Source organism: Gracilibacillus saliphilus (assembly GCF_010994085.1).
Taxonomy (GTDB): domain Bacteria; phylum Bacillota; class Bacilli; order Bacillales; family Amphibacillaceae; genus Gracilibacillus; species Gracilibacillus lacisalsi.
Genome location: NZ_WJEB01000017.1, coordinates 1 through 3,687, shown reverse-complemented (window position 1 = coordinate 3,687; position 3,687 = coordinate 1). Strand labels below are relative to the sequence as shown.

The window sequence follows — 3,687 nt, the reverse complement described above, 5'->3', positions numbered from 1 at the left end:
GGCACTTACAGAGAATAGAAAAACCCAAACAATCGTTATAATCATGGTAAGGCCAAAGGTAACCTCCATATTCAGCAGTGCCGAAACATTATAGGTAATGATTGGTGTACCTAATCCTAACGTAACAGCAGCACCAGATAAGATGCTGACTAAGAAAAGAATGTCTAACACTTTTCCTCCGAGGCCATCGGTGAATTTATCGCCGAAAATACAGCGACATGCCTCTGAGATGCGCATCAACGGTCTTTTCTTAACATGAATAATGTAAGCCATCGCTGGAGCTGCCATCACAAAGATTGCAAAAACTTGAAAACTCCATAAGAACATACTATAGGCATTTCCCCATAGAAGTGCTTCCTGCGATTCAGGGCTCACACCAAAAGGAGGGTCCAAGGCCACCTGTGTCCACTGTACCATCCCTGTTCTCATAATGGTGGAGCCAACTCCCATTGCAATCAAGATCGATGCATATTCGAACATAGTAAATCTCGGCTTTTCATTTGGATTGCCCAGCACTACTTTTCCATATTTAGAAAAGGATAAATATAACCCGGCTGCTACCAAAATAAGAGCATACCAGATATACCCCCAGCTGAAAACATCGACAATTTTATCAAATATAGTATTCAGCATATTTAATGATTCAGATTCGTAAATAGAAAAAGGAATGCTAATCATAATGATGAAAAGTAAGGATGGAATAAAGATTTTATGATCAATTAAATGCCAATCATGACCAGTTCTTTGTTTCATACTAACTCACTCTCCTTCTATTTTTTTGCGGATACAATAATGAGTTACCACACACATGAAAAATTAAACAAAAAAAGAGGACACGAACTATTCGTATCCTCTTCATTACACATATTGAAATGGATTTAAATAATATGGAACATCACTTTGAAAATAGCTCTTTCTTTTTTCTACATAATCACGAATTTCATCAAAAAAGATATCAGCAAGAATCGGATATTTTACAGTTCGCACCTGATCCAGTGGTGAATTGTGTTGAATGACGGTATCAATACTATCCAACAAATTTTCGATTAATTGCTGATTAGGCTTAATCCCCATTACATCTTGGAAAATATTTTGATCTTCCCGTGGATCTAACACATGATATGGCAGCTTCATATCAATATGGATACCATCTACCAGGCCTTCAGCGATCAATCGTTTGAGTTTTGTATGATATATCCCACAAGTTGTGACAATAATTTTCCCTTTGAAAATACTGCGGACCTTTTTCAATAAGTCTGTAATGTCCACCATTTTATCGATTAAAAATTCCCCCCCACTAAGCATAACCGCATCAAACAAAAAGCCGTTTCTCTCTAAATAAGCATAAAGATCTTCTTTCGTCTTATAGTTTTTCGGTGTATTGGCAACAATTTCATCATAATTGTGACAACCATAGCAATGAAGCAGACAGCCAGATAAAGAATGTACCAATAATGTTGTGTGATCAGGCAAGTCTTGGAATGTGCGAATAAAATGGTTATAAAATTTCACGAATGAACAACTTCTTCAATCGTTTCTTTTTTCATTCGTTTGCGTACATTCCAGTCATGTCGTCTTGCTTTCGACCAGAAATTATATTTTCCTTTGTAATAGCCTTTTTCATCAACATTAATATGATTGCGAGCAATCATTTTTAAATAACCAATCACACGACTAAATGAAGCAATATCATGGGAGCCGCATGTCGGGCATTCTTGCACATTTTTCGCATCCTCTGCTACCATTTTTTGACCACAATCCATACATGATGTAATCGTTGGCGTTAATGTGATATAGTTAATCGGCTTTTCAAAAATTTTATCCAAATAACTGATCAGTTTTTCTGGTGTTACTTTTGATTCTAAGAAATGGTGTAGCACACTTCCGGAAGTAGCATAGCCTTGGAACTCTGCACTGTTTTCTAATTGATCTATGAAATCATCTTCTGAAAAAGGTGTCATACAACCACTGGTAAGGTAAGGATTTTCTCCTTCTCCTTGTGTGAAAATATCTTGATTGTGTGCCTCTGCCCACTTCTGATCATGTCGAGCTAATTTAATCGCAGCATTTTCAGCAGGTGCATACTCAATACCACAAGCAACTTTATCTCGCACAATAAACTCATTAACTATATCTGTCATATATTGCATTAATTCATGCGCAATTCGTTTACCTTCAGGATCATTGATGCCTTTCTGGTAACCGATATTGATAAGTCCCTCATTCATTCCAGTAATCGCAAATACGTTAAAATAGTTTTTTAGATTAGGGTTATAAGAGAAAAAGGTAGGAAAAAGTTCTTTATTTTGCTCTAACCATTTTCGTTTTGCCATATGTGCTTCTTGCATCACTTCCATGTATGCCCGCATTTTCTCTTTGACCGTGTTGATATTGTTTCCGAATTCAAGTAATAGACGGTTGATATTAAGGTTAAGTACCTGTACAGCCCCTGTAGAACCGGTCGAAGAACCAAAGACACCACCACCAGCTTTTGACAATGTTTCTAGATTTATTTGTAACCTGCAACAAAGACTGCGACTGACTTCAGGATCTTTCGCCTGAATCATTGGGTTTAATGCTTTATAATAAGGATCTTCAAAAGGCTTTGTTTTAAAGTTCTCAAAATAAACACCACCCCAGTTATACATCTTATCGAGTAATTCTAGGAATAGCGGATTATGATAGTTAAAGTCATCATCGATTTGTACGGTCAGTAATGGAAAGGTGAATGGAATACCATCACTGCCAGTTCCTTCACTCATCACATCGATAATTGCTTGATTAATCCGATCAAAATATTGTGAAGGAATATCTGAATACTTGATCGAGAGCGGCTTCCCGCCAATTACAACATATTCATCTTTTATTTCTTCAGAAGGTTTTCCGAATTCCAATGTAATGTTAGAAAAACTACTTTGTGCGCCTGATCTTAATGGCATATTTAGTTCCCAAATTAAACTTTGAAAAAGCTGTTTTAATTCATCCTGAGAGTATGTAATATGATTTTTTTCTTCCTCCTGGAGATAGGAAGCAGCAATCGTGGAGAGCTGTGCAAGCATGACAGCCCCAGATACCTGTTGCGAAATAAGGGTGACCACATTACTGAAATGTCTAAGTAGAATCGACAAGCGTTTCGCAGGTCTAGATGTAATCATATTTTTAGCAAGTGATGGAATCCCCTTCATTGCAATATCCCGACAACTAATCGAAACGCAATAAGGTGCAAGCTGTTTGTCATGAACATAAACAATTCCCTCATCATATAACTCTTTTATTCGAGGAGGAAGAATATGCTGAAAAAGAAACTGCTCCTCCGCATGATTAGTTAAATTGTGCCTAAGAAGTGGAAGAGAATATACATAATTACTATTCTCCCTTTTTAAATAATCTGCTTTTTTATCATCTACGCTAGATGTAAACTTCTTGATAATTTGTTCTGTGTTTTGAAACATGGATCAATTCTCCTTTTAATATGATAAATAGAATATAACACAATATATAGTGCTTGTTAGTGATTTTTATCACTAAATATAGTTTTAAATAGATGCTTTAAATAAATCTGGAAAGCTGCAAATAAAAGCAGAAGTTGCAAATAAAACTGAAAAGCTGCAAATAAAAAGCAAGAGTTGCAACTAAATCTGAAAAGCTGCAAATAAAAAGCAGAAGTTGCAAATAAATCTGGAAAGT

3 protein-coding genes are annotated in these 3,687 nt (G+C 36.0%); all 3 read right to left on the bottom strand.

The annotated features are described in order from the left end of the window. The coding region (locus tag GHT08_RS12815; RefSeq protein ID WP_193568298.1) for a BCCT family transporter at positions 1-753 on the bottom strand (753 nt) is incomplete at its 3' end. 105 nt (positions 754-858) lie between these two features. Next, positions 859-1,512 (bottom strand): 4Fe-4S cluster-binding domain-containing protein, encoded by a 654-nt coding sequence (locus GHT08_RS12810; RefSeq protein ID WP_163581791.1) that lies wholly within the window; start codon positions 1,510-1,512, stop codon positions 859-861. Then, positions 1,509-3,452, bottom strand: a complete 1,944-nt coding sequence (gene nrdD / locus GHT08_RS12805; RefSeq protein ID WP_163581790.1) for an anaerobic ribonucleoside-triphosphate reductase — start codon at positions 3,450-3,452, stop codon at positions 1,509-1,511. Before nrdD ends, GHT08_RS12810 begins: the two co-directional genes overlap by 4 nt. Positions 3,453-3,687 lie beyond the last annotated feature (235 nt).